At 60.3% G+C, this 24,753-nt stretch carries 22 protein-coding genes, 1 pseudogene and 1 riboswitch; of the genes and pseudogenes, 17 read left to right on the top strand and 6 right to left on the bottom strand.

Features of this window, described 5'->3' with window-relative positions:
• Positions 1-71 precede the first annotated feature (71 nt).
• The 8 genes from ACQY1L_RS03265 to ACQY1L_RS03230 are packed head-to-tail and all read left to right on the top strand — an operon-like array spanning position 72 to position 7,945.
• On the top strand, positions 72-872 hold the full coding sequence (locus ACQY1L_RS03265) for a creatininase family protein (protein ID WP_430242723.1): 801 nt from the start codon (positions 72-74) through the stop codon (positions 870-872).
• The gene (locus ACQY1L_RS03260) at positions 869-2,164 is read left to right on the top strand and encodes an amidohydrolase family protein (protein WP_430242720.1); all 1,296 of its coding nucleotides are present in this window, start codon (positions 869-871) and stop codon (positions 2,162-2,164) included. Before ACQY1L_RS03265 ends, ACQY1L_RS03260 begins: the two co-directional genes overlap by 4 nt.
• On the top strand, positions 2,161-3,552 hold the full coding sequence (locus tag ACQY1L_RS03255; protein WP_430242718.1) for an FAD-binding oxidoreductase: 1,392 nt from the start codon (positions 2,161-2,163) through the stop codon (positions 3,550-3,552). Before ACQY1L_RS03260 ends, ACQY1L_RS03255 begins: the two co-directional genes overlap by 4 nt.
• Before the next feature lie 16 nt (positions 3,553-3,568).
• Complete coding sequence (locus ACQY1L_RS03250) at positions 3,569-4,150, top strand: NAD(P)H-dependent oxidoreductase (protein WP_062582563.1); 582 nt, start codon at positions 3,569-3,571, stop codon at positions 4,148-4,150.
• 21 nt (positions 4,151-4,171) lie between these two features.
• Positions 4,172-4,972, top strand: a complete 801-nt coding sequence (locus ACQY1L_RS03245; RefSeq protein WP_430242715.1) for an ABC transporter ATP-binding protein — start codon at positions 4,172-4,174, stop codon at positions 4,970-4,972.
• A gap of 5 nt (positions 4,973-4,977) precedes the next feature.
• Complete coding sequence (locus tag ACQY1L_RS03240; RefSeq protein ID WP_430242713.1) at positions 4,978-5,862, top strand: ABC transporter permease; 885 nt, start codon at positions 4,978-4,980, stop codon at positions 5,860-5,862.
• A gap of 47 nt (positions 5,863-5,909) precedes the next feature.
• Positions 5,910-7,082, top strand: a complete 1,173-nt coding sequence (locus ACQY1L_RS03235; protein ID WP_430242710.1) for a hypothetical protein — start codon at positions 5,910-5,912, stop codon at positions 7,080-7,082.
• Complete coding sequence (locus ACQY1L_RS03230) at positions 7,079-7,945, top strand: bifunctional 5,10-methylenetetrahydrofolate dehydrogenase/5,10-methenyltetrahydrofolate cyclohydrolase (protein WP_430242707.1); 867 nt, start codon at positions 7,079-7,081, stop codon at positions 7,943-7,945. Before ACQY1L_RS03235 ends, ACQY1L_RS03230 begins: the two co-directional genes overlap by 4 nt.
• A gap of 6 nt (positions 7,946-7,951) precedes the next feature.
• On the opposite strand, the gene ACQY1L_RS03225 is transcribed toward ACQY1L_RS03230, so the two are convergent.
• The 3 genes from ACQY1L_RS03225 to ACQY1L_RS03215 form a co-directional block, all read right to left on the bottom strand.
• A complete protein-coding gene (locus ACQY1L_RS03225; protein ID WP_430242704.1) occupies positions 7,952-8,737 on the bottom strand; it encodes an ABC transporter ATP-binding protein in 786 nt (261 codons plus the stop codon).
• On the bottom strand, positions 8,734-9,765 hold the full coding sequence (locus ACQY1L_RS03220) for a FecCD family ABC transporter permease (RefSeq protein WP_430242701.1): 1,032 nt from the start codon (positions 9,763-9,765) through the stop codon (positions 8,734-8,736). Before ACQY1L_RS03220 ends, ACQY1L_RS03225 begins: the two co-directional genes overlap by 4 nt.
• Positions 9,766-9,846: 81 nt before the next feature.
• Positions 9,847-10,854 (bottom strand): ABC transporter substrate-binding protein, encoded by a 1,008-nt coding sequence (locus ACQY1L_RS03215; RefSeq protein ID WP_430242698.1) that lies wholly within the window; start codon positions 10,852-10,854, stop codon positions 9,847-9,849.
• 130 nt (positions 10,855-10,984) lie between these two features.
• Positions 10,985-11,179, bottom strand: a riboswitch (cobalamin riboswitch).
• Between the two features lie 293 nt (positions 11,180-11,472).
• On the opposite strand from ACQY1L_RS03215, the gene ftsZ reads away from it, so the two are divergent.
• The gene (gene ftsZ, locus ACQY1L_RS03210) at positions 11,473-12,468 is read left to right on the top strand and encodes a cell division protein FtsZ (protein WP_062455086.1); all 996 of its coding nucleotides are present in this window, start codon (positions 11,473-11,475) and stop codon (positions 12,466-12,468) included.
• 76 nt (positions 12,469-12,544) lie between these two features.
• Here the strand turns inward: ftsZ and ACQY1L_RS03205 are convergent, their stop codons facing one another.
• Positions 12,545-15,106, bottom strand: coding sequence for a GcvT family protein (locus ACQY1L_RS03205; RefSeq protein WP_430242696.1), 2,562 nt, complete (start codon positions 15,104-15,106; stop codon positions 12,545-12,547).
• Between the two features lie 174 nt (positions 15,107-15,280).
• Here ACQY1L_RS03205 and ACQY1L_RS03200 point away from each other — a divergent pair, with 174 nt between their 5' ends.
• Both ACQY1L_RS03200 and ACQY1L_RS03195 read left to right on the top strand, forming a co-directional pair.
• Complete coding sequence (locus tag ACQY1L_RS03200) at positions 15,281-15,685, top strand: hypothetical protein (RefSeq protein WP_174196285.1); 405 nt, start codon at positions 15,281-15,283, stop codon at positions 15,683-15,685.
• Between the two features lie 62 nt (positions 15,686-15,747).
• Positions 15,748-16,224, top strand: a complete 477-nt coding sequence (locus ACQY1L_RS03195; protein ID WP_062455081.1) for a DUF3597 domain-containing protein — start codon at positions 15,748-15,750, stop codon at positions 16,222-16,224.
• Positions 16,225-16,347: 123 nt separating this feature from the next.
• Here ACQY1L_RS03195 and ACQY1L_RS03190 read toward each other — a convergent pair whose 3' ends face one another.
• Complete coding sequence (locus ACQY1L_RS03190) at positions 16,348-16,725, bottom strand: hypothetical protein (RefSeq protein WP_430242693.1); 378 nt, start codon at positions 16,723-16,725, stop codon at positions 16,348-16,350.
• Positions 16,726-16,779: 54 nt separating this feature from the next.
• Between ACQY1L_RS03190 and ACQY1L_RS03185 the strand changes: the two genes are divergently transcribed.
• Positions 16,780-18,192: an FAD/NAD(P)-binding protein gene (locus ACQY1L_RS03185; protein WP_430242690.1), complete on the top strand. Its 1,413-nt coding sequence runs from the start codon at positions 16,780-16,782 to the stop codon at positions 18,190-18,192.
• Between the two features lie 51 nt (positions 18,193-18,243).
• On the opposite strand, the gene ACQY1L_RS03180 is transcribed toward ACQY1L_RS03185, so the two are convergent.
• Positions 18,244-18,552, bottom strand: a complete 309-nt coding sequence (locus tag ACQY1L_RS03180) for a hypothetical protein (protein WP_062455075.1) — start codon at positions 18,550-18,552, stop codon at positions 18,244-18,246.
• A 156-nt stretch (positions 18,553-18,708) separates the two neighbouring features.
• Here ACQY1L_RS03180 and dinB point away from each other — a divergent pair.
• The 5 genes and pseudogenes from dinB to ACQY1L_RS03155 form a co-directional block, all read left to right on the top strand.
• Positions 18,709-19,170 (top strand): annotated as a pseudogene (gene dinB / locus ACQY1L_RS03175) (DNA polymerase IV); the annotation flags it as partial.
• Between the two features lie 46 nt (positions 19,171-19,216).
• On the top strand, positions 19,217-20,587 hold the full coding sequence (locus ACQY1L_RS03170; RefSeq protein ID WP_325265794.1) for a site-specific integrase: 1,371 nt from the start codon (positions 19,217-19,219) through the stop codon (positions 20,585-20,587).
• A 64-nt stretch (positions 20,588-20,651) separates the two neighbouring features.
• Positions 20,652-22,193 (top strand): site-specific integrase, encoded by a 1,542-nt coding sequence (locus tag ACQY1L_RS03165; RefSeq protein ID WP_325265793.1) that lies wholly within the window; start codon positions 20,652-20,654, stop codon positions 22,191-22,193.
• On the top strand, positions 22,190-24,235 hold the full coding sequence (locus ACQY1L_RS03160; protein WP_430261958.1) for a hypothetical protein: 2,046 nt from the start codon (positions 22,190-22,192) through the stop codon (positions 24,233-24,235). The genes ACQY1L_RS03165 and ACQY1L_RS03160 overlap by 4 nt, the downstream gene beginning before the upstream one ends.
• A complete protein-coding gene (locus tag ACQY1L_RS03155; protein ID WP_430261956.1) occupies positions 24,232-24,669 on the top strand; it encodes a hypothetical protein in 438 nt (145 codons plus the stop codon). Before ACQY1L_RS03160 ends, ACQY1L_RS03155 begins: the two co-directional genes overlap by 4 nt.
• The last annotated feature ends 84 nt before the right edge of the window (positions 24,670-24,753 follow it).

Genomic DNA, 24,753 nt, shown 5'->3' with positions numbered 1-24,753 from the left:
ATTTTTCACCTTGACGAACCGGCGACTTCCGTTACGATTTAGCGAACAATTGCTCGATAAGCGAACAGACCATGTCGTTTCAGTTTTGGCAAGACCTCAGGACCACCGATTTCGCAGCCATCGACAAAGGTCGCGCTGTCGCGGTCCTGCCTGTCGGCGCAACGGAGCAGCACGGCCCGCACCTCCCGCTTGCGACCGACAGCATCCTTGCCGAACGCATGGCGATCGAGGCGGCACAGCGTGTCGAGAATTCAGCCGTCTACATACTTCCGACCATAGCCTACGCGAAATCCGACGAGCACCTGTCCTTTCCCGGAACGCTGACGCTCGATGCCGCAACGCTTCTGGCAACCCTCACCCAGATCGGCCACAGCGTTGCCCGCGCCGGCTTCCGCAAGCTGGTGTTTCTGAATGCCCATGGCGGCAACGTTCCGGTTCTCCAGATCGCCGCGAGAAGCCTGCGGCTGGAAACGGAGCTGTTCGTGGTGTCGGCAGGATGGATCTCGATGGGCTTTCCGCCGGGCCTCGTCTCGGCGCTCGAACAGCGCGACGGCATCCATGGCGGACTGGTCGAAACCGCGGCCATGCTGCATTTCCGGCCGGATCTGGTCGACATGAACGAAGCCCGCAATTTCGTGCCGGCCTCGGCAGCCGTCGCCGAGAACAACGACGTCCTTCGCCTGCTCGGCCCGATCAGCGTCGGCTGGGTCGCGGAGGATCTGCACCCGGCAGGAGTCGCCGGCGATGCCGCATCCGCAACGCCTGAGATCGGCGCCGCCATCGTTGCCCATGCGGCAACCCGTTACGCCAAGCTTCTGGACGAGGTCGCGGCGTATCCGGTCATAGCAGCCACCGGGACACAGCCGATATGAGCGCCGTGATACCGCCCTTCGGCGACGCTCCGCTCACCATCCGCAATCTTCGCGCACCTGCAGCGCTCATCGATGGCCTTCCTCACCACGCAGCAGACAGCCGCAGCGGCCTCGTCACCTTCGACGTGACGATCCGCGACGGTCTTTTTCATGCGCCCACCTCAAGCGAGCGCGAGTGGGATGCGCAGGGACGCCTCGCTTTGCCCGGCTTCATCGACATGCACGTCCATCTCGACAAGGCTTTCACTTCAGAGCGAACCGGGTTTTCCGACAACGGCCTTGCCGGAGCTGTCGAACTGGCGATGGCCGATGCGCCCAACCGGACCGTCGAGGATATCGTGCAGCGTATGGACCGCGCACTCACTAGGGCCGAACAGCATGGCACGGTCGCGCTGCGCACCCATCTCGATACGTTTGAGGAACCGGATGCCAGCCCCGCCTGGATCGCCTTTGGCAAAATCCAGTCCGCCTGGAAGCATCGGCTGACCCTGCAGGCGGTCGCCCTGATGGCGTTGTTTCGGGTGGAGCAGGACGATTTCGATCGTCGCTGCGCCCAGATCGCCAAGCGCGGCGGCGTGCTTGGCGCCTTTATCGGACCGGGCAGCGCCACGCCGGAGCGGATCGAGCGGCTGTTTCTTGCAGCCGAAAGACATGGACTGGACCTCGATCTTCACGTGGACGAAACGACGGACGCGTCCGCTGACGGCCTTTCGCTCGTCGTCGAAACGGCCCTGCGGCACAAGTTTGCCGGACGCATCGTCGCCGGACATTGTTGCGCGCTTGCCCAAAAGCACGAACCCGAAGCGCAGGCCCTGATCGCCGGCATTGCCGAAGCCGGCATCCATGTCGTCGCGCTGCCGCTCACCAACGGCTTCCTGCAGGACCGCAAACCCGGCCGCACGCCGCGTCTGCGCGGCCTTGCCCCGGTCACCGAACTGCGCGCCGCCGGCGTCAACGTCGCCTTCGCGTCGGACAATGTGCAGGACGCATTCTACCCCTACGGCGATTTTGACATGCTGGATGTGATGCGCCAGGCGCAATTCCTGGGCCAGCTCGAAGGCGATCCCGCCGGCTGGGCCACCGCCTGCAATGCAGGACCGGCGGCCGCCATGGGTCTCGACGGCGCCGGCATGATCCGCGCCGGCGGTGCGGCGGATGCGATCATCTTCGAGGCAACCGGATGGACCGACCTTTTCTCCCGCACCAACACCGCCCGCACGGTTATGCGCAACGGCAAACCGTTGGGGATCGATACTGCCAAGGCAGCCGGGATCGAACGGAGGCCCGCGTGAGTGCAGATATCACGACCTGCCGGGCAGCTCTTGCCCGGTTCGACATCGACGACAATCCGCGCACCGTGCAGCAGAAAAGCCGCGACTTTTACTGGTACAGCCCGGTCTTGAAAGATCTGTTGCAAGACGTCTGCGGCGATCTGGTGGTTGCTCCCCGCAGCGAAGCCGAGGTGATCGAGATCCTTTCGATCTGCCACCGCTGCAACGTGCCGGTTACCGTGAGAGGCGCCGGCACCGGCAACTACGGCCAGTCCATGCCGCTGCAGGGCGGCGTTGTCATGCATATGAAACATATGAATGAGGTCGTTCGCATCAGCGAGGATCATCTCGTTGCCCAAGCCGGCGCCGTCATGGCGGATCTTGAACAGGCGGCGCGCGAAAAGGGCCTGGAAATCCGCCTATTCCCTTCGACCACGGCAACCGCGACGCTCGGCGGTTTCATCGCCGGCGGATCGAGCGGCGTCGGCGCCATTCGCTGGGGCGGCCTGCGCAATCCCGCCAACATCCGCCGCCTGCGTCTTGTAACGATGGAGGCAGAGCCCCGCGTCCTCGACCTTGTCGGCGACGACATTGCCAAGGCGGCGCACGCCTACGGCGTCAACGGCGTCATCACCGAGATCGAGATCCCGGTCGACCCGGCCGGAGACTGGGTCGACGTGCTGATCGGCGCCCCCGACTTTGCAGCAGCGACCCGGCTCGCCTTTCGTCTGGGTAAAGACGACGCGATCACGCTCCGCATGCTCTCGACCTTCGAAAGCGCCATCCCCGATCGGTATTTCACCCGGCACGCATCGTTCCTGAAATCCGGCGAGGCGCTGATCGCGGTCATGGTCGCAAGACAGGATCTCGATACGCTGGTGACCGCAGTTGACGACACCGCCGGCGCCTCCATCCGCTTCCGCGCCGACCGCGATGGTGACCGCATGCGCCTGCCGCCAGCTTATGAGCTGGCCTGGAACCACACGACGCTTCGGGCAATCAAGATCGATCCGTCGATCACCTACCTGCAGATGATGCTGCCGCAGGACGATCTCTACGGCGCGATCGACCGCATCGCTGAAACCTTCGGCGATGAGCTGATCCTGCATTTCGAATTCACACGGTTTTCCGGCAAGGTCGCCGCCGTCGCCATGCCGCTGCTGCGCTATGAAGGCACTGAGCGGCTCGAAGAGGTGGTCGAGATCCTCGAAACACGGCTGGGCGTCACGGTGTTCAACCCGCATCGGGTGACACTCGAGGAAGGCGGCATGAAACGCACCGATCCGGCCCAGCTCGAATTCAAGCGCCAGACGGATCCCAAGGGCCTGCTCAACCCCGGCAAGATGATCGCCTGGACGCATCCTGACTGGGTCCCCGCTCCCGGCCGCATCTTCCTTTTCAACCGATAACGAGAATTATGGACCGATGAAGGTACATGTCATTTACGCCCACCCTTTGAAGGAAAGCCTCGCCTCGCGCCTGCACGATACGGTCGTCGCGAGCCTGCTCGAGGCCGGGCATACGGTGGACGACCTGGATCTTTATGCCGAAGGGTTCGACCCGGTTCTGTCGGCGGAGGATCGGCGCGACTATCACGACCTTTCCATCAATCGCAGCCGCGTCGCGCCCTATGTCGACCGCCTGATGTCCTGCGATGCGCTGGTTCTCTGCCATCCCGTGTGGAATTTCGGCTGGCCAGCGATCCTCAAGGGCTATTTCGACCGGGTGTTTCTGCCGGATGTCTCGTTCAAGCTGCAGGACGGGCAGCTTTCGCCGGGCCTTACCAATATCCGCAAGCTCGCAACCGTCACCACCTACGGCTCGAAACGCTGGCGGGCGATGGTTCTCGGCGACCCGCCACGCCGCAATGCCACCCGCTTCCTGCGCGTCGTCTGCAATCCGCGGGTCAAGGTGAAATATCACGCGCTCTACGATATCAACAACGTCACCAATGAGCGCACGGAGGCCTTCATCGAGCAGGTCCGCACGTCCATGCTGCGGTTTTGAGATGAGAAAAGGGGATTTGTCATGACGGGATCGCCGACAGTCACCGCCACCGAAATTGGTGCACGTCCCCACCCGCCCCTGCCCGGCGGCAATGCCGTGGTGTTCGAAAAGGTCTCGATGACGTTCCCGGATGGAACGGAAGCGCTCTCCGATGTCGACCTTGCCATCGGACATGGCGAGTTCGTGTCGATCGTCGGCCCGTCCGGCTGCGGAAAATCGACGCTGCTGCGGATCGCGAGCGGCCTGTCGAGCCACAGTTCCGGCGATGTCTGGGTCGATCGGCAACAGCTCGGCTACACGTTCCAGGATGCGACCCTGCTGCCATGGCGGCGCGTGCAGGGGAATGTCGAACTGCTGATGGAGCTGCGCGGGTACCCGGCCGCCAAACGCCGCGAAATCGCGAAGGAAAAGATCGAGCTTGTCGGCCTTTCCGGTTTCGAGGCCCATTATCCGCGCAGGCTTTCCGGCGGCATGCGGATGCGCGCCTCGCTGGCACGGTCGCTCGCGCTCAATCCCAACGTCTTCATGTTCGACGAACCGTTCGGCGCGCTCGACGAGATCACCCGCGAACGGCTGAACGACGAGGTGATCGACCTCCATTGCCGCGAAGGTTTCACCGGCATCTTCGTCACGCACTCCATTCCCGAGGCCGTCTACATGTCGAGCAAGGTGGTGGTGATGTCGCGCCGGCCCGGCCGCATCATCGATACGTTCGACATCGGCTTTCCCTTCCCGCGCCAGCCCGAGCTGCGTTACGAGCCGGAATTCTCGAAACTGTGCGGAGCGGTATCGCGTGCCCTTCGCCATGCCATAGAGGCCTGAGCGCCATGTCGGATCCCATTGTCGCCGCTTACAAATCCCCGCCGCTGAAGGCACAGGTCGAACGCTACAGCCCCGTCCCGCTTGCACCGGCGCCAAGCGTCGGTCGCCGCCTCGTCTTGAGCTTCGCACCACCTCTCCTCCTCGGCATCCTGATCGTTGCCGCCTACGCGCTGATCCGCGCGGACCTTCCGGCCCATCGCCAGTTTCTGATGCCGAGTGCGGAAGGCCTGTGGAACCAGGCATTCGGCATTGCAGCCTTCCGCTCTGAGCTGCTGATGCGGGCGCTGACCACGATCTCCATCGCGATTGCGGGACTTGCCGTCTCGATTCCCGTCGGCATCATGCTCGGCATCGTCATGTTCCGCGTCTATGCGCTGGAAAAGGCCGTCTTCCCCTATCTCGTGGCGCTGCAGTCGATCCCGATCATGGCGATCATTCCGCTGATCCAGAGCGCCCTCGGGTTCGGCTTTCTGCCCAAGGTGCTGATCGTCGCGCTCTTCACCTTCTTCGCCATTCCAACGACGCTGCTGCTCGGCCTCAAAAGCGTCGACCGCAACATTCTCGAACTGTTCAAGCTGCAGAATGCCTCCTGGTGGGTGATGCTGCGCAAGGCCGCGCTGCCGTCTGCGGCACCGACCCTGTTTGCAGGCCTGCGGATTTCCGGAAGCCTCGCCGTCATCGCCGCGATCGTTTCGGAACTGTTCTTCCTGTCCGGCAAGGGAGGCCTCGGTCAGCTGCTGATGAACGCCAAGATCGATTTCAAATACGAGCAGATGTATGCCGCACTGATCGTCGCCTCCGCCCTGTCGATCACCGTCTACCTGACCTTCAACTGGCTCGGGAACCGGCTGTTTGCGCATTGGCACGAATCGAGCGACAGGCAACGCTGACACCGCCGCTGAAATGACCTAGAAAAAAAGCAATCAGGGGAACGAAAATGACAAAAAAGCTGACTGCCAGACTGACCACCGCCGTGGCGATCGCCACGTTCGCAACGGCTTTGTCTACAGCAAACAGTGCGACTGCCGGCGAGTTCGCCAAGAGCCGCTACAAGACGCCGCTCGCCGATGTCTGCCCCAGCCCGTTCATCATCCAGAAGGACTGGCTGGCCCAGGCCGAGCAAGGTCCCCTCTATCAGCTGATCGGCTCGGGCGGAGAGATGACGTCGGGACAATATACCGGCCCGCTCGGCTCGACCGGCATCGAGCTCACCATCCTCGAAGGTGGCGGCGGGCTTGGCATGGGCGATGGCGAGACCGCCTATTCGGCGCTCTACATGGGCAATTCCAAGGCCGGCGTCACACCGCATCTCGGCTATCAGGAACTGGACAACGCCTTCATCTTCTCTAAGCGCTTCCCCGTGGTCGGCGTCATGGCACCGCTCGACATCGCCCCGACGGTTCTCCTGTGGGACAAGGCCACCTACCCTGACGGCTTCAAGTCGATCGCCGATCTCAAGACCTTTGCCGAAAGCGGCAAGGGCAAGATCTACGTCTCGACCACCAAGCGCACCTTCGGTCTCTACCTCGTCGAGCAGGGCATTCCCGCAGACGTGTTCGTCGAGGGCTATCGCGGCGACGGCGAGAATTTCGTCACCAACAACGGCACATGGCTGAACCAGGGTTTTGTCACCAGCGAAGTCTACAAGTTCGAGCACGGCAACAACTGGGGCAAGCCCATCGGCTACCTCAACATGAACGACCTCGGCTATCGCAACTACACCGGCATGCTGTCCGTCGCGACATCGAGAATGGAAGAGCTTGCACCGTGCCTGGCAAAGCTCGTCCCGCTTCTGCAGCAGGCAACCGCCGACTATGCCAAGGATCCGGCCGAGGCGAACAAGGTGATCGTCGACTTCAACACTGCCGGGCACGCGGCAAGCTGGTGGAAGACCGCGCCGGAACTGATGGCCTATGCCGCAAAGACGATGGTCGACACCGGCATTATCGGCAACGGCCCCAACGCGACGATCGGCGATTTCGACATGGACCGTGTCGCCGAGATGCTGAAACTGGTGAAGCCCCGTTTCGACGAGCGCGCCGATCCGGATGTGAAGCCGGATCAGGTCGTCACCAACCGCTTCATCGATCCCTCGATCGGTCTGAAATGAGCGCGACCCTGCAGAGAATGACCGCAACACTGCTGGATGGCGAAGCCCTTGCCGCCCGGCTGCGGCGCGAGATGACAGCCGAGGTTGCCGGTCTTCGCGCGCGCGGCATTGCGCCGAAGATGGTGACGGTGCTGGTGGGAGACGATCCGGCCAGCGCCACCTATATCGGTCGCAAGCACGCAGACTGCGCCGAAGTCGGTATCGAAGCGATCGACCTGCGCCTTCCCTCGGATACGACCACCGAAGCCCTGCTCGAACGGATTGCCGCCGTCAATGCGGACCCCGCCATTTACGGGCAGATGGTGCAACTGCCGCTGCCGCCTGACATCGACGAGACGAAGGTGATGACCGCCGTGTCGCCGGCCAAGGATATCGACGGCCTGCATCCGCAAAACCTCGGCCTCCTTCTGGCGGGAAAGCCGGGCCTCCTGCCCTGCACGCCAGCCGCCATCCTTGCGCTTTTGCGGGACAATGCCGTTCCGCTCGCCGGCCGGCGGGTCGCCATCATCGGCCGCGGCCAGCTCGTCGGTCGCCCGCTTGCCATGCTTCTTTCGGCTCGGGGAATCGATGCGACGGTGACCCTGCTGCATAGCGGCTCTCGGGATATCGCCGAGGACGTCAGGCGCGCCGATATCGTCATCGCCGCCCTTGGCCAACCCGGTTTTGTCACCGCAGACATGGTCAAGCCCGGTGCCGCCGTCGTCGGCGTCGGCATCAGCTACGGCACTGACGGCTCGATGATCTCGGATGTGGCCGCCGATGTCGCTGATGTCGCAGGCTGGGTGACACCGCCGCACGGTTCGGTTGGCGCGCTCACGCGTGCGATGCTCTTGCGCAACCTGCTACAGATCGCCGCCGCCTAGAGCGTTTCACATCAGGAACTGGATATGCAGCCGGCCGTGATGCGGCGAGGTCGCGACATGGGCTTCAACGCCGAACACGTCGGCGATCATCTGCTCGGTCAGAATGTCGGTGGGCGAACCGCAGGCGACCAGTCGTCCTTCGGAAAGCACGGCGATCACATCGCAGAACCGTGCGGCGAGGTTGAGATCGTGGATCGCGACGACCGTGGTCAGCGGCAGCTCGGAGACCAGCCGCAGAATGTCGATCTGGTGCTGGATATCGAGATGGTTGGTCGGTTCGTCGAGGATCAGCACCGACGGGGACTGCGCCAGCGCCCGGGCCAGCTGCACGCGCTGACGCTCGCCCCCCGACAGCGTGTGCCAGAACTGCTCGCGGCGGTCGTCCAGCCCGACGCGGACCAGCGCCTCGGTCACGATCCGGTCGTCCTCTTGCGTCCATGGCGACAGCGCCGACCGGTATGGTGTGCGTCCAAGCCGGACCACGTCGATGACGGTGACATTCGCCTCGGTTGCCGAATGCTGTTCGACCACGGAAACCCGGCGGGCGAGCTCGCGCCGTCCGAAACCGCTCATCGGCTTGCCATCGAGCGTGACCTTGCCGGCGGCGGGTGGCCGCAGACCCGCAAGCAGGCGGATCAGTGACGACTTGCCGGAACCATTGGGCCCGATCAGCCCGAGCGTCCAGCCCTCATCGACCGACACGGTGACGCCATCGACGATGACCTTGCGCCCGGCGAGCCAGCGAACCGCACTGGCGGCCAAGACCGGGGCGGACACGGGGTCAGATGTCATGCGACCCTCCTTGCCCGATAGAGAATGACGCAGAAGAAGGGAACGCCGACCAGCGCCGTCACCACCCCGATCGGCAGGATCTGCGGTGCGATGACGATGCGCGAGACGATATCGGCGAGCACCATGAACAACGCACCGATCAGCGCACAGGCAGGCAGAAGCCGGATATGGCCGGGACCGACGATAAACCGGGCCGCATGCGGAATGACGAGCCCGACAAAGCCGATCGCACCCACCATGCTGACGATCGTCGCTGTCATCAGCGCCGTGACGAGCAGCAGCACCACGCGGACCCGTCGGACCGCGATGCCGAGCGACCGCGCCGCATCCTCGCCGAAGGTAAACGCGTCGAGCGCCCGCGCATGCCAGATGCAGACGATGAGGCCGATGGTGACGACCGATGCGGCCAGCGTCACCTCCGGCCAGCGGACTCCTGCCAAGCTGCCGAGCAGCCAGAACATCACGCTGCGCGCCTGTTCGGCATTGGCAGACGTCGAGACGATGTAGGAGGTCAGCGCATTGAACAATTGCGAGGCGGCAACGCCGGCCAGAATCGTCCGGTCCGCCGTCTGGCGTCCGCTCGACAGCATCACCACGAAGATAAAGGCGATCAGCGCGCCGGCAAAAGCTCCGGCGGAAAGCGAGATTGCGCCCGCCCCAAACCCAAGCAGCATGACGCTGACAGCACCCGTCGAGGCTCCGGCCGAAATGCCGAGAACATAGGGTTCGGCAAGCGAGTTCCGCAGGAGCGACTGCAGGATCGCCCCCGACAGCGCCAGCCCGGCGCCGCAAAATGCCGCGACCAGCGACCGTGACAGGCGATAATCCCAGATCACCGCTTCCTGGATGCGCGGCAGTGCCATGGCGGTCAGACCGAGCCGGTTCGTCACCGCCGCAATCGTCGTCTCCATGGGAATGGTCATCTCACCGATCGCCACCCCGGCAACGATGGCGACGAGGAGCGCTAAGAGCACCAGGAACACGCCTGCGGCACCTAGCGCCCAACGTCCGATACGGGATCGCGTCACTTGGGGCGCCTGGGCAGGTCGGGCAAATTCGCCTCATCGACGATGGCGGAAACAGGGAAAGATATCATCTCCCGCCGCACCCTAGTTCGCAAGGCCGAAGGACTGGATGCACCGGGCGAGTGTCTCGATGCCCTCGATCGTGCGGATCGTCGGGTTCATCGACTGGGCGTCCATCATCACGAAACGTCTGTTTTTCACAGCGTCCAGCTGGCTGACGACGGGATCGGTTTCGAGGAACTTGATCTTCACGGCCGGATCATCCGCGGCATAGCGGCGACGGTCCATGGTGGCGACGACGATGACGGAGGGGTTGGCCTCAGCAATCGTTTCCCAGCCCACCAGCGGCCATTCTTCTTCCGTCGTCACCACATTGCGGGCGCCGATCGTTTGAAGGATGTAGGCCGGTGCGCTGTTCTTGCCGGCGATAAAGGCATCGCCCTTGGTTTCCTTGCTGGAATACCAGAAGACGATCGGCAGGTTCTTTAGCTCAACGCCCTTGATCGATGCGACGGCTGCGGCTTCGCGCTGTTTCAAGTCTGCGATCAGGGCCGTGCCCTTGTCCTCGACGTCGAAGATCTTCGAGAGCTCGGTAATCTCGCGGTAGATCAGGTCCATCTTGAACAGTTCGTTGCGAACGCCGTCCCCGCCATCGACATTGGTCTTGGCGACGCAATCGGCGGGCGAGACATAGGTGTTGATGCCGAGATCGGAAAACTGCTCGCGCTTGCCGACGGACCCCATCGGCCCGACATGCCACTCGAACTCGGCAGCGACCAGATCCGGTTCGAGACTGACGACCGATTCAAAGCTCGGGTCGTTGTCAGCAAGCCGTTTGATCTTCGCATCAACTCCGGCATAGTGCGAAAGCACCGGCCCGACCCAGACCGCGGTGCCCGCCACCTTGTCGGCCAACCCGAGCGAATAAAGCACTTCGGTCATGCCCTGACCGATCGAGACGATCTTCTCGGGCGCCTTGTCGAACGTGACGGGGCGACCGCAATTCTCGATCGTCAGCGGGTAGCTGGTCGGTGCGGCAAAGGCGAATGTGGGAAGTGCCGCAACTACGGCGGCGATAAGCCCTGATTTCATGTCCTGTCCTTTAATGATCGGAAAAAAGGGCAGGACGACTTGAAGCCGCATCGCGGCTCGACGTCAAAATGGCGCACGAGCGCATTGCTTGCGTCATAATCATCTCCCTGCCGGAACCCCTCGTCCGGTGTTGGTTGTCCATGCCACGGCAGGTCTCCTGACTTGCGGCTCGAACGCCTTCCATCGCCTTCCCGATCGGATGATCAGTGGTATCGATGGCTGGCTCGCCGCTTACAGTTGCGAGGGCAGTCGCGGAGTGGGCCCGAAAGCTTCACCGCATTCCCTTTTCATCTGCGATTGCAGAACCGTAGCGCCCCAACTGATAGGGAACACACCGATGCTTGTCCAGAGCGATCCCCGCGCGATCTCTGCCGTTGTCGAGTGTAATAGTATAACATACCGCTTTACGCAACGGTCTATTTTGGATAGGTCGCGACCATTGTCAGGCGTTCAATTCAGGGATGCTGTACATTAAATCGCGAAGACATCGCCCTCACCCTACTCCTGCCTCTTTGGCCTGACAGCGCTCTGGTCTATGACCTTGCGGACAGATAGCCTGCGGGGCGATTCGCCGTCCTTCTGGTATGGGACGACCGGAAGGAGCTGAAGGAGACGAAGATGACGGATATTAAGAGCGGCTTGACCGAATTGAAACCGCAGATAACCGTGATCGGTGTCGGAGGCGGTGGCGGTAACGCGATCAACAACATGATCACGGAAAATCTCCACGGCGTGGAATTCATCGCCGCCAATACGGATGCCCAGGTTCTGGCGACATCCAAGGCGTCGCGCCGCATCCAACTGGGTGCGCAGGTGACCGAAGGTCTCGGTGCTGGCTCACTGCCGGATATCGGCCGCGCGGCCGCCGAAGAATCGATCGACGAGATCATGGATCATCTCGCCGGCTCGCACATGTGTTTCGTCACCGCCGGCATGGGTGGTGGAACCGGAACCGGTGCCGCGCCAGCGATTGCACGCGCAGCACGCTCTGCCGGCATCCTGACGGTTGCGGTCGTCACAAAACCCTTCTCGTTCGAAGGACATCGCCGCATGAAGACGGCAAACGAAGGCATCGAAGCCCTGCGTGAAGCCGCCGATACGGTCATCGTCATTCCGAACCAGAACCTGTTTCGCATTGCCGACGCCAAAACCAGCTTCGCCGACGCCTTCATGATCGCAGACCGCGTGCTGTTTTCGGGCGTCAGCTGCATCACCGACCTGATCGTCAAGGAAGGCCTGATCAACCTCGACTTCGCCGACGTGAAATCGGTGATGAAGGGCATGGGTCGTGCGATGATGGGAACCGGCGAAGCATCCGGCGATGGCCGCGCGCTGATCGCCGCCGAAGCCGCAATCGCCAATCCGCTGCTCGACGACATCTCGATGAAGGGCGCCAAGGGCGTGCTCATCTCGATCTCAGGCGGTACCGACATGACACTGTTCGAAGTCGATGAAGCTGCGAGCCGCATCCGTGACGAAGTCGAAGCCGAGGCCGACATCGTCGTCGGCGCCATCTTCGACAAGAACCTCGACGGCAAGTTCCGCGTGTCGGTCGTCGCAACCGGCCTCAACGGCAACCAGCAGGGCTCTTCATCCCCGACTGCGCAGTACTAAGATCAGTCTCAGCTAATAAAAAAAACGCTCCGTGGACATCCGCGGAGCGTTTTTTGTTTGTCAGACCCGAAGCCGATCAGCTTCTCGGCTTGAGATTTTCAGGGTCGTAGAGCGGCTTGTAACCGACCGCTGCGACTTCCACCGGGAAGGCCTCGTTGAAATAGTCCACCGTCAGTTTCCGGCCGACCTGGCAATGCGACCAGGGCAGATAGGCGAGCGCGATGTTTTTGCCAATCGTCGGGCCATAGGCGATCGAGGTCGTGTAGGAACGGCGTCCGAGTTCATCGATCAGAACTTCGCCCGTGTCAGGATCCATCACCGGCAGCGAGCCGACCGGATAGCGGGCGACGCCGGACGCATCGACATTGTCGGTCATGACAAGCGTGCAGAGCATCGCCGGCTGATGGTCGCGGGCCTTGTATTCGAGATGTTTCGCCTTGCCGCAGAAATCCGCTTCCTTCACCTTCGGACGGGCAAGATCTGCCTCAATCAGGTTGTACTGGGTCAGGAGATCGCCGTTCTGCAGGCGCAGGCTCTTTTCCATGCGGCGTGAGTTGGCATAGGTCTCGACGCCGAAGGCCATCACGCCGGTGGCGCGCAGCGCGTCCCAGACGGCAACGCCGTCCTCGTATTTCATATGCAGTTCCCAGCCCTGCTCGCCGACGTAGGAGATGCGGAACGCCGTGACATGCTTGCCGGCGATCTCGATAGGCTTGATCGCGGCAAAGGCGAAGTTCTCGACATTGAGACCATCGGGGTCGGCCACGACCTTCTTCAGCGTCTCGCGCGCGTTCGGGCCCCAGATGCCGATGGTGATGAACTGTTCCGAGACATCGGTGATTGTGACGTCGAGGCCACGATCCTGCGCGACACGCTTCATGTAGAGCAGGTCCCGCGGGCCGGCATCGGCGCCGTTGACGAGACGGCCGCGGTCAGCCAGACGGAAGACGGTGAAATCTGCCCGCACCATGCCCTCGTCGTCGAGGAAGTGGGTGTAGATACCCTTGCCGATATTGCCGTCGCCACCGATCTTGGCCGCACACAGCCATTCGAGCAGCTCGACATGGTCGGGCCCCTCGATATCGACCATGTGGAAATGCGACAGGTTGACGATGCCGCAATCCTCGCTCATCGCCAGATGCTCGGCGTTCGACACGCGCCAGAAGTGGCGGCTGTCCCACTCGTTTTCGCGCTTCGGCACCCGGTCGCCGTATTTCTCGAGAAGATGCTCGTTGGCGGCGTAACCGTGGGCACGCTCCCAGCCGCCGAGTTCCATGAAGTAACCGCCCAATTCCTTTTCGCGGTCGTGGAACGGCGAGCGCTTTGCGCCACGGCCCGTCGCGTAGGGTTCGCGCGGGTGGACGGCCGGGAAATAGATCTTCTGGGCAGCCTCGAAGGTGCGGCCCTCGATGAACTCTTCGGTCAACTGATGGGGATAGAAGCGCGCGTAATCGATCGAGTTGTGGTCGATCTCGGTGCGACCGTCGGTCATCCAGTCGGCGATCAGCTTGCCATAGGCCGGGCCGTCCTTGACCCAGATGGCAACGCAGTACCAGAGCCCGCGCACCTTCTGGCTTTCGCCGCAGGAGGCACCGCCGCCGGCCGACACCTGCAAGAGGCCGTTGAACGAATGCCCTTCGTTATAGCCGAGTTCGCCGAGGATCGGCGTCAGCTCGATCGCCTTTTCCAGCGGCTCGATGATCTGTTCCATGTCGAGATCGCGCTGCGACGGCGACAGCCGCGCTTCGTGCTTTTCAAGAATGTCGCGGGGATGACAGAGGCGCGGATGGGTGGTCTCGTAGTAACCCCACTCGATCTGACCACCCTCGGTCGTCTTCGGATCGCCGGTGTCGCGCATATAGGCCGAATTGCCCTGGTCGCGCAAAAGCGGATAGCCGATTTCCTTGCCGGTGCCTTCGAACTCGTTATAGGGCCCGAAGAAGGTCAGCGGATGATCGACCGGCATGACCGGCAGATCCTCGCCCGCCATCTCGGCAATCAGCCGGCCCCAGATGCCGGCGCAGACGACGACATGGTCGGCCATGATCGTGCCGCGGTGGGTGACGACGCCCTTGATGCGGCCGCCCTCGATAATCAGAGACTGCGCCGCCGTATTGCCGAATACCTTGAGCTTTCCGGCTTTTTCGGCGGCGTCCACCAGCTTGCCGGCGACTGTCTGCGAGCGCGGAATGACGAGACCGGCATCTGGATCAAACAGACCGCCCTGCACCTGATCTTCCTCGATCAGCGGGAACATCGCCTTGATCTCGGACGGCGAGACGTAATGCGCCCGGGTGCCGAAGGCCTTGGCAGAGGTCAGCTTGCGCTTGATCTCTTCCATCCAGGCATCGTCGCCGGTGCGCGCGACTTCGAGACCGCCGATGCGGGCGTAGTGCCCCATCTTCTCGTAGAAATCCACCGAATACTGGGTGGTCCAGACCGACAGGTAGTCATGGCTGGTCGTGTAGCAGAAGTCCGAGGCATGCGCGGTCGACCCGATATCGGTCGGGACCCCAGACTTGTCGATGCCGACGATGTCGTCCCAGCCGCGCTCGACAAGGTGATGCGCGATCGACGCACCGACGATGCCACCGAGCCCGATGATGACGACCTTAGCCTTTTGCGGAAATTCTGCCATTGCATGCCCCAACCGAGTGAAGCCGCGATACTAGAGGGACAGACGCGACAGGTCACCTCAGATTACGACATCAAAAACTGTTGCAGCGCCACGCACGCCCGAAGAGGTATATGAGGAACTTCTTGGCCCCTTCTCCTGTTTAGCACTCGATAAAATGGTAACAGGGGCAATCACATGAAATTCAGAGCATTGAAGGCGGTGACCGCTGTCGGTCTTGCCTGCCTGATGCTGGCGGGCTGCGTCAGCGAAGGCGGCACCTACACCGAGTACCGTTCGTCCGATCGCTACGACCGGTTCAACCGTTACGACGGTCCGAACTACCGTTACCGTCATCACCGCGACCGCGATCGCCACCACGGCCGTCACGACGGCCGCCGGCCCGACCGTGACAACGATCGCCCGCATCGGGACTGGAACCGTGGCGACCGCCCGGAGCGCCCCGGCTACATCCGCAACGACCGCGACGGCCGCAATGATCGGGGTGGTCGCGATGGCCGTGACCGTTCCAGCGGTCGTGGCGGACCGGACCGTTCAGACCGCGGCTCACGCGGCGATCGCGTCGTCGTCCCGCAGAACTAAAGTGATCCGTCATCGACGCGATCTCGTACCATGTATGGCATAAACCAACGGAGGAACTATCCATGAGCATATTCAGCAAGATCAAGGACGCCATCTTCGGTCATCCTGCAGCAGCAGCACCGGCTTCGCCAACAGGCGCCGAGCCGACACCGACGTCCATGGCAACGCCAGAACCTGCTGCGACCACAGCCCCGCCGGTCGGCGGAACAGCCCAGGCTGCTCCGAAGACTGCAGGCGCACCGCCAGTCGCAACTCCAGGCTCGACCTCTGCCACGATGCAGACCGTCGATATCGCACCGGTCCTCGACGCAGCCGTCAAGAAGAGCGGCCAGAAGCTCGACTGGAAGCATTCGATCGTCGACCTGATGAAGGCCCTCGGCATGGACGCGAGCCTTTCGGAGCGCAAGGAACTGGCCGACGAACTCGGCTACACCGGCGACCAGAGCGATTCCGCCACGATGAACATGTGGCTGCACAAGGCGCTGCTGAAGAAGCTGTCCGAAAACGGCGGCAAGGTGCCTGCCGAACTTCTCGATTAATGGTTTCGGGCGCTCCACTGCGGGCGCCCGAACTTCCAACTGATGAAAATGCTTGCGATTCCCGTCATCCGGACGGTTGAGACATGACGAAGGCCCGGCTGAGACCGGCTTCCGCGTCATGTCTCAGTAGGCGAGAGACGTACTCCAAAGAAAAATGTCCTGCTGGTCGGTATCCGTCAGTCGATCGGCATCAGTCTCCTCGACCTTCTGCGTCTTGAGCCGTGGCAATGCCGCGGCTTCTTCTTTTCGGTCACCGGCCAACTGCCTTGTCGATCCGAACAGATCGATCCCAAATATCGAAAAGCCGCCACCAATCATCACGCTCTCCATTCCTTCCCGATCTTTGATGTGTAATGTCGCGTCAGAGGGAGTCGTGAACAATATTGCCTGCGAGAACCCTGGACTAAATTTTGCCGCGCGAAGGGATAAACGTGCTCCGTTTCCGATGTCTTGGAAAAAGCCCGTTTTTGCAAGCGCAGCGCCTATCGATTTTTGATCCAACGACGTGCCGTGCGAATTTAAGAGAGCGGCCGCGTCTAACCGAAGTGACTGACAGTGACAGCATCGAAGACGTCTGAACGGCCTGAACCAACACGATCTTCAATCGCCATTATCGGCGGCGGCGTGACCGGGGCAGCGGTCGCTTTCCATCTCGCGACGGGCCACAAGGCGGACGCCGTCGACATCACCATTTTCGAGCCGCGTGCCGAAATCGGCAGGGGCCTCGCGTACGATACGCGGGACCCGGTGCACCGGATCAACGTCCCGGCAACGCGAATGAGCATACTTCCTGGCGATCCCGAGCATTTTTCGAGATGGATGGAAACGATCGGCTCCGTTGCGGACGATGAGGCGGCATTTCGCGCCGATGGCAACGTGTTTCCGCGCCGGGGCATCTTCGGAAACTATGTCCTGTCCAACCTTCAACCTCTTTTGGCATCCGGAGCCGTCCGCCATATCTGCGCCGCGGTGACCGGCGTCGAAAAGCGGCACGACCAATGGCATGTCACCGATACCACCGGGCAGACGCTGGTTGCCGATATCCTGGTGATCGCTGCCACCCACCCTGCTCCGGTTGCCCCACGCTCCTTGAGACGACTGGCCGAGCATCCGCGCTATGTCGCGGACCCGACAGCGCCGAACGCATTGGCGCCGATCCGGGCCGACGATCGGGTCCTCGTCGTCGGCAACGGGCTGACCTCCGCGGATGTCATCGCCTCGTTGAAGCGTTGCGGGCATAGCGGCAGCATTACTGCCCTTTCGCGCCGTGGCCTGCGCTCGCGCGGACACGCCACCTTTGCGCAAGAGCCGTTCGGCGACTTTCTCGACCATCCCGCCACAAGCGCATCCGAGATCCTGTACCGCGTGCGGGCCGCGATCAGGGAAGCGCAGGCGGAGGGTCAGACCTGGCATGCGGTTCTCGACCAGTTGCGCTCGCAAGGCGGCGGCATCTGGAAGCATCTGCCGCTCGAGGCACGCCGCCGGATCGTGCGACACCTGCGTCCCTATTGGGACGTCCACCGCTTCCGGATTGCGCCGCAGGTGGAAGACGTGCTCGACGCGGAGGCGGCAGCCGGCAGGCTCGACATCCTCGCCGCAGGCATCGTCGACGTCAGCACCGACGGAGACATCATCGATGTCACCATCAAGCGGCGCGGGAAGAATGGTGTCGAAGTCCGCCAGTTCGATGCCGTCGCGGTCACGACCGGCCCGGCCCACGGCAACGTGCTGCAGAGCCAGCAATGGCTGCGGCAACTCGGCGATCACGGCTTTCTGCACCTCGATCCGACGGGGCTTGGTCTTTCCTGCAACGAGCAGTCCAACGCGATAGACGCGGATGGCAAGCCCGAACCAAGGCTCTTCATCGCCGGCCCGCTGGCACGCGGACATTTTGGCGAGTTGATGGGATTTCCGCAGGTTGCGGAACATGCGCTGCTCGTCGCCGATTCGATTGCAGCAAACCTCTGAGCTCACCGCCCTACGGAGCCGGCTGAGAGCCGGCCCCTTGGTTCGCTGAAATCAGCGGCCGGTGACCCGTATCGCGCCTGCTTCGCCAAAACTCTTCTGCACCGCCGCCATCTTGCTCTCAGTGATATCGGCAGAAACCTCGATCTCGCCCTCCAGCGGGCCATCGGTGCGCTCTCCGCCATCATGCGACGCATCGCCACCCGACGGCGCGGATCCGACCGTGTTGTCGGCACCGACGGACTGGATGAAGATATCCGGACGCGAGATACCGTGCTGCTGAACCAGATGTTCGACCGCAAGGTCTGCGGCCGCACGGGTGTCGAAAGTCGCTCGAATGGTTGTCGTGCTGTCGTCAGCCATGAAACTGTCTCCTGTTGATGATCACCAGAAGCAAACGCCTTCAAAGCCCGCTTGTTTCCCTCATGCACAGGAAGCTGGGCAGAGAGCTTGGATATTTGTCGCAAGACTGCTATGTTCTCTTTTTGTTTCTATCTTCCAGCAAATCCGCACGCCAGCATGAATGTCCCGGTTCCCATATCCACCCGCAAGATCATCCATGTCGACATGGATGCGTTCTATGCCTCCGTCGAGCAGCGCGACAATCCTGACCTGCGCGGCAAGCCGCTGGCGGTCGGCGGATCTGCGGCGCGCGGTGTGGTGGCGGCCGCAAGCTACGAGGCGCGCGCCTTCGGCGTTCACTCCGCCATGCCCTCCGTCACGGCCAAGCGCAAATGTCCGGACCTGATCTTCGTGCCGCCGCGATTCGAGGTCTACAAATCGGTATCCCAGCAGATCCGGGAGATCTTTGCGGAATATACGCCGCTGATCGAACCGCTGTCGCTTGATGAGGCCTATCTCGACGTCACCGAGAACCTGAAGGGCATGGAGATCGCCACCGAGATTGCGCTGGAGATCCGGGCCAAGATCAAGCAGGTGACGGGCCTCAACGCATCGGCCGGCATTTCCTACAACAAGTTCTAAGGCACAGGAACTCATCTTCTTGTAAACTAGACGGCTTAATGCGATGAAACTACAGTATGATTCGTTATGTTTACAAGTTATTTTAGAAGGAGATGATTCAGAAATGACTGGGCGGCTGGTCAGAAGCCTCACGCCCACTCAGCCAAGGATCGAAGTCATCGTGTTCTCCGATGGAGAGCGTTGCCCGTTGCTCCTTGATGGGATGGGGGTTCCATTTTTCGACGCGACTGTATGGACGCTCACGAGCTACCGCCACAAGAGCGCATCTACGGTAGAGCAAGCGCTTCGAGGCGCTATGCTGCTGCATCTCTTTTGCGAGCGTTCTGGGATAGATTTGGTTCAGCGTGTGAGAGACGGAGTGTTCTTTAGCTTAGGTGAGCTGGAGGCTCTCGTCACAGATGCTCACCAGCCCTTCGAAAGCCTACGGAAGCCACTTGCCAAGAAATCCAGACGCCGAGCGCGGACCGATGACAGCGCAAACCGCGCGGCGCTGGTTCGGCGTTTACCAGCTGCAAAGCGGGTCCGAACGGTAAGTTCGCAGACCACTCTGATAAGACTGCATTATCTGCGCAGCTATCTGCGCTGGCTTGGTGAGCGACAAAACAGCCGCTTCGGCTATGAAGGCGGCGAGAGCGCGTTTTCCCGTGCGCACGATTACGGAGCACGCTTGGCTGAAGTCTTAAATCAAATAAAGCAGAGAGAGCCTTCTGTAAGCCCGAATGGTAGGCAAACTCTTGATCCTGCTGCTCAGGCCCGACTGTTAGCCGTTGCTGAGCCGTCAAGCCTCGAAAATCCTTGGAGCGACCCATTTGTGCGCCTCCGGAATTGGACAATTGTAAAATGGCTCCTGGGCACAGGTATGCGAAAGGGTGAACTGCTCGGCCTTCTGGTTAAAGATTTCAATCGAGGACAGTCCTACTGCGAAATTCGCCGTAGACATGACGACAAACGAGACCCTCGTCGCAGGCAGCCAGCAGCAAAAACCCTTGAACGGCTCGCGCCTCTCAACGCGATCCTAGCGGAGCTAGGTGAAGACTACTTGAAGGCTCGCTCCAAGATCGAGGCCGCACGAAAGCACGGCTATCTCTTTGTTGCGAAGGATGGGAAGCCCCTTTCTGGAAGCGCCGTGACTGAACTGTTCGCAACTTTGCGCAAGAAGTTTCCTGAACTAGCTGAAGCGAGCGCTCATGTTCTTCGCCATCAATGGAACGAGAATTTCTCTGCCTACGCCGATCTCATTGGGATGAAGCCCGAGGATGAATTGAGGGAAAGGGCTTGGCTAATGGGGTGGTCTGCGAACTCTACTATGCCCGGTCACTATCTAAAACGGAGGACGAAGGCGAAAGCAGACGAGCACAGTCGTCAGATGCAAGAACGTCTGATGATGCATGACGAAGAACTAGAGACGCAGTGAATCCACCAGTGACGCCCTGCCGCGAGGGTAAGGCGCTGCGGTTGATAATTTCGAGGATACTACTTTGCTTAAGACGTCGTCTGGCAGACTGGCCACCGAGAATATCGAAGATGAATTGCCCGACGAGGCAATCACACTTGATGGCTTTTCCTACTTACCCCGTTTAGACCACTGGATCATTGTGACCGCAACTGGAAGAAAACATTTCCGCTTCCATGATCTTCATGTGTCAGCAGAACTGATTACCTGCTGTAAGCGTTTTGCCGCATCTCTTCTACTATCAGAGAACCCTATATCAGCCTATACAACCTTCCAAACCCTCAGGTACTTTTTGCTGCATATTGGAGGTTATGATAGCTCCTCAAAAGAAATCATGCCAGCGCACCTGCTGAATTTCCGAGGCTCACGGGCGCAAAAACAGCTCTACCGTTCCACAACAGTGAATTACATTGTTCGGCTTTGGGCTCAATTGGGTATTCCTGGTGTTTCGCAGGCAGCGTTCGTGACGGCTACCGAAATGCCTTCCGACGCGCCGAAGCGGGGACTCGCTGTTCGCCTGCTAGACCCTGAACTGGGAGCCTATACAAACCTCGAATTCGATGGTCTGCACAAGGCTCTGCACGCGGCGTTTGCAACAGGATCGCTCTCCCTTAGCAACTACGGCATATGCCTGCTGAGCGCCGCGTTAGCACCTCGCCCAGTTCAGATCGCGAGTCTTCGGCTGTGCGACCTCAGGATACGCGAGAACAATGGCGTGACCACGTATCTACTGAGTGTGCCCCGCGCGAAGCAGGGAGGGACGGCGTATCGCTCCCAATTTACGGATCGGCCACTTATAGAAGACATTGGCATCGTTTTGCTAGCCCAGGCACGTATCGTGCGCAGACAGGCCGAAGCTTCCGGTATGGATGACCCAGATCAAGCCCCGCTCTTTCCGGCTCAGCACGTAAATAGCACATTCTACTCCGACAGCGGTACACCTGCGGCTCCAACACGTGCGTCCATCGGAATGCGCATCATTAACGTCATGGAGGCTCTGGAGGTTAAATCGGAAAGGACCGGAAAAGTCATCAACGTTAATGCCAGACGAGCACGTCGGACGTTAGGGACCCGGGCAGCTCAAGAAGGCCGTACGCTTGAACAGATTGCCCAACTGCTTGATCATTCATCTCTGACAGCTGCTCGCAACTACATTGAAGTGAGTTCGAAAACCCTCCAGAACATTGACAAAAAGGTTGCGATCCTACTTGCGCCTCTGGCTCAGCGCTTCGTTGGGTCAGTCCGCGTTAAAAGTGACAGCCAGGACCAAAGCATTCAGAAGCATGTGTTCGGCGCTGGCGATGGCGGAGCCCCTACCGATATCGGTGGATGTGGCAAGTTCGGCTTCTGTGGGCTTGGAAAACCGCTAGCCTGTTATACGTGCCGATTATTTCATCCCTGGACTGATGGTCCCCATGAAGAGATTTTGGAAAGCCTTCTCGCACGCCGCACAAGAATGGCGGTCGAAGGCTCTGCTATCGTTGCTCAATCCCTTGACGATACAATAGTTGCTTGCGCCGAAGTTGTCAGGCTGTGCCGAATGAATGGGCGGGAGATGGTTGAGTGAATGACTTGATCCCCTTTATCCCAAAAGCAGATCGCTCTGCCTCCAAGAACATGATTGACTTCATCTCCTTCAGCCGAAACCAACTTACAGTGTTCGGTACCCAGCTGGAGTTTGATGCCGTAACCTGGGACGTCAGCGAACGTTTCCAGCGTCGAGGTCACTCAGGAAGAATCCTGCTGAACTTCACGAAGCTCAGCCCTTCTAACGGTTTTCTGGGTGAGCCATTTCCCGAGCCTTTCGCTAGTCAGTGTAGAGCCTACATTCGGTATAAAGCTGCGGCGAATGTCAATGCAGGCCCTCCCCAAAACACCATTATGGCCTTTCGGGAACTACTCCGGGCTTTCGAAGGCAAGAATATGGTCGCAGATTTGTGTACGATTGATGCCCATATTTTGGACAATGCTGTGGCAATGGCAAGTTCCAGGAAATCAGGCAACTACGCCTCGACAATAGGTACTCTGCTACGTCCACTTGCAAAGTTCCTCCGTGACAAGAAGCTTGCTGTCCATGCTCCGATAGACTGGAAACACGGCCGCCCGTGGAAGACTCAAGTTCGAGGAATTGGTGCGAAGTCTGATGAAAGACGTGGCGCATCACTACCGTCTCAGGAGGCGCTCGACGCTTTACCAGAAGCCTTCCTTCTCGCGAAAGAGCCGGGCGATATTATCCTGTCGTCGGTCGTAGCCCTCCTCGCATGCGCACCAAGCCGAGTGAACGAAATTTTCGCCCTACCAGAGGATTGCGAGATAAAGCCTCTTGTAGAGGGCGAGGAAGGGTACATGCTCCGTTGGGCGGGCTCGAAAGGGTACCATGACTTCGCAAAGGCGATCCCTGAGGTTATGACCGATTTGGCACAACGTGCCATCGAAAGAATCAGGGCCGCAACGACTGAAGCCCGTGAGATTGCGTTGTGGTATGAATCAAATCCAAACAAGCTGTACCTGCCCCCCGACTGCAGCCATCTACGAGGTCAGATGCTGTCGTACCGCGACCTCGCGCAGATCATCGGCTACACCGCGACTGACAGCGCGGGAGACTGGGTGCGTAGCCGGAAGATCGTTCCAGTCTTTGGTCACGACTCAAAAGGTCGAAGACTTAATCTTCTTCGATTCAAGGATGTTGAGCGGGAGATAGTCGCGCTACTCCCGCGCGACTTCCCGATTGCTGACAGAGCAACAGGACTTAAAGTCAGTCAGTCTTTAACAGTCGTTCGGCGCAACGAGTTCGGGGACGAAGGTAAAGGCCGATGGCGTTGTATGATCTCACTCCTTGGCTACAACAATGTCCAAAATAACTTTCACCATGCCTATCCGAACATCTTTTCTCGGCTCGGCTTGTCTACACGCGACGATCCGATAACGATCCGGACACATCAGCTCCGCCACTACCTCAATACGCTCGCCCAGCGTGGTGGGTTATCAGAAGTCGAAATTGCGGCTTGGAGCGGACGCAAGGATATTCGCCAAAACGCCGTCTACGACCAACGGTCGCCTGGGGAAATCCTCGCCTCTATACGCATCAGAGAAAAGCAGCTGCCCGCAAACGGAGCAGGCAAAATTAGCATCAATGCGCCGGTCAGCCGCACGCAAGCAGCATCGATAATCGGCCACGGCCATGCGACCGATCTAGGCTTTTGCGAACATGACTTCGCATCCTCCCCCTGCAATATGTTCATGGAGTGTCTGCAGTGCACGAAGCACGTTTGCGTAAAAGGTCATGATCCGAGACATTTGGAACGAGTGGCGATGGCGTTAGAGCATGCCCGCAAGAGCATGAAGGCGGCGGAAGCCGGGATGGCGAACGAGTATGAGGGAGCTGCTGAATGGTACGAAGCTCACACCGAGATCATCAGACGCCTCGAACAGTTGCACGCCCTGCTCTGCGACCCGGAAATTCCGGATGGCTCTGTCATCCGTTTGTCAAAATCGGGACGATTTTCAGCGGTTGAGCAAGCGATGCACGATCAGGGGCTGACCCGAGACGCAGACCTGGTCTTGCCTCATGGTTTAGGTGAGTCAGCCTTGCCTTACGGGAACTCATGATGGCAAAGCGCAAGGTACTCAAAAAACGATCCTCAAGACGCAGGGCACCTCCGCTTGATGCAGTCCGCATTACCGAAATCCTCTCAATCATGACCGCATGGAAGGGTCGTTTGACCTGGAACGGCCTCTGCAACAGTATCGCGGTTCAAACCGGCAATCTTTACACCAGGCAAGCCCTAAATAACTACATCGAGATCAAAGCAGCATACGCCGCCTACCAGAAGAAGCCGCGACGTTCGGCAGCTTCCAAGCCTTTGTCTGGTGCACAACAACGGATTGTGGAGCTTGAACGGAAGGTCCTAGAACTTGAAGCGGTTCGCGATGCCCTGCTGGAGAAGTTCGCCCGCTGGGCAGTTAACGCAGCTACGCGAAATCTGGATGAGGATTTTTTAAATCAACCGCTTCGACAGATCAATCGCGCGGACAATCACTGACTGTCTCAGGATGCTTCCCTAATAAGGCACAGCGCGTCTGAAAAAAGCAATTCGTTCAGCGGGTGTGGCAGAATATCGGTAACC

The sequence above is a fragment of the Neorhizobium sp. DAR64862/K0K3 genome, from assembly GCF_050500185.1.
Classification (GTDB): Bacteria; Pseudomonadota; Alphaproteobacteria; order Rhizobiales; family Rhizobiaceae; genus Neorhizobium; species Neorhizobium soli.
This window is presented reverse-complemented; position numbering and strand designations above follow the sequence as displayed.

Coding starts and splice junctions, on each gene's coding strand:
- ACQY1L_RS03250 (WP_062582563.1), top strand. CDS start 3,569: ATGAAGGTACATGTCATTTACGCCCACCCTTTGAAGGAAAGCCTCGCC.
- ACQY1L_RS03260 (WP_430242720.1), top strand. CDS start 869: ATGAGCGCCGTGATACCGCCCTTCGGCGACGCTCCGCTCACCATCCGC.
- ACQY1L_RS03245 (WP_430242715.1), top strand. CDS start 4,172: ATGACGGGATCGCCGACAGTCACCGCCACCGAAATTGGTGCACGTCCC.
- ACQY1L_RS03200 (WP_174196285.1), top strand. CDS start 15,281: ATGAAATTCAGAGCATTGAAGGCGGTGACCGCTGTCGGTCTTGCCTGC.
- ACQY1L_RS03195 (WP_062455081.1), top strand. CDS start 15,748: ATGAGCATATTCAGCAAGATCAAGGACGCCATCTTCGGTCATCCTGCA.
- ACQY1L_RS03180 (WP_062455075.1), bottom strand. CDS start 18,552: ATGGCTGACGACAGCACGACAACCATTCGAGCGACTTTCGACACCCGT.
- ACQY1L_RS03225 (WP_430242704.1), bottom strand. CDS start 8,737: ATGACATCTGACCCCGTGTCCGCCCCGGTCTTGGCCGCCAGTGCGGTT.
- ACQY1L_RS03240 (WP_430242713.1), top strand. CDS start 4,978: ATGTCGGATCCCATTGTCGCCGCTTACAAATCCCCGCCGCTGAAGGCA.
- ACQY1L_RS03215 (WP_430242698.1), bottom strand. CDS start 10,854: ATGAAATCAGGGCTTATCGCCGCCGTAGTTGCGGCACTTCCCACATTC.
- ACQY1L_RS03205 (WP_430242696.1), bottom strand. CDS start 15,106: ATGGCAGAATTTCCGCAAAAGGCTAAGGTCGTCATCATCGGGCTCGGT.
- ftsZ (WP_062455086.1), top strand. CDS start 11,473: ATGACGGATATTAAGAGCGGCTTGACCGAATTGAAACCGCAGATAACC.
- ACQY1L_RS03170 (WP_325265794.1), top strand. CDS start 19,217: ATGAAACTACAGTATGATTCGTTATGTTTACAAGTTATTTTAGAAGGA.
- ACQY1L_RS03235 (WP_430242710.1), top strand. CDS start 5,910: ATGACAAAAAAGCTGACTGCCAGACTGACCACCGCCGTGGCGATCGCC.
- ACQY1L_RS03265 (WP_430242723.1), top strand. CDS start 72: ATGTCGTTTCAGTTTTGGCAAGACCTCAGGACCACCGATTTCGCAGCC.
- ACQY1L_RS03230 (WP_430242707.1), top strand. CDS start 7,079: ATGAGCGCGACCCTGCAGAGAATGACCGCAACACTGCTGGATGGCGAA.
- ACQY1L_RS03155 (WP_430261956.1), top strand. CDS start 24,232: ATGATGGCAAAGCGCAAGGTACTCAAAAAACGATCCTCAAGACGCAGG.